This is a genomic window from Mycobacterium montefiorense (genome assembly GCF_003112775.1).
GTDB classification, from domain to species: Bacteria; Actinomycetota; Actinomycetes; order Mycobacteriales; family Mycobacteriaceae; genus Mycobacterium; species Mycobacterium montefiorense.
In genome coordinates this window covers 1-613 of sequence record NZ_BFCH01000049.1, presented here as the reverse complement: position 1 = coordinate 613, position 613 = coordinate 1, and the positions used below count along the sequence as shown (strand labels likewise).

Sequence of the window (613 nt, the reverse complement as noted above, 5' to 3'; positions counted from 1 at the left end):
CCACCACCGCAGTCACGGCGCCCGATCCTGACGATATTGCGTACATCATTTACACCTCGGGCACTACCGGTGTGCCTAAAGGTGTTGGGATTGCGCACCGCAACGTCACCGACCTGATCGACTCGCTGGATACCAGACTCCCGCGTGAGGGTGTGTGGTCGCAGTGGCATTCCTATAGCTTCGACGTTTCGGTGTGGGAGATCTGGGGTGCCTTGTTGCGTGGTGGGCGGTTGGTGGTGGTGCCCGAAGACGTGGTTTCTTCGCCGCAGGATTTCCACGCGTTGTTGGTGGCTGAGCAGGTCACGGTGTTGAGTCAGACACCGTCGGCGTTTTATGCGTTGCAAGGTGTTGATGCGGCGCAGCCTGAGGTGGCGAGTCAACTCAAGCTCGAGGCTGTGGTGTTCGGTGGTGAGGCGTTGGAGCCTGCGCGGGTGGGGGCGTGGTTGGACAACCATGCGGGTTTGCCGCGTTTGATCAACATGTATGGCACCACTGAGACCACGGTGCATGCGTCGTTTCGTGAGGTCACCCTCGGCGATATTGATAGCAGTGTCAGTCCTATTGGGGTGCCGTTGGGTCATCTTGGGTTGTTTGTGTTGGATGGGTGGTTGCG

General features: G+C 59.1%; 1 protein-coding gene. It reads left to right on the top strand.

Going from position 1 to position 613, the window contains the following annotated elements; translation table 11 throughout:
• Positions 1 to 613, top strand: a 613-nt coding sequence (locus tag DB708_RS27020) for an AMP-binding protein (RefSeq protein ID WP_165839945.1), incomplete at both ends; no start/stop codon positions are given.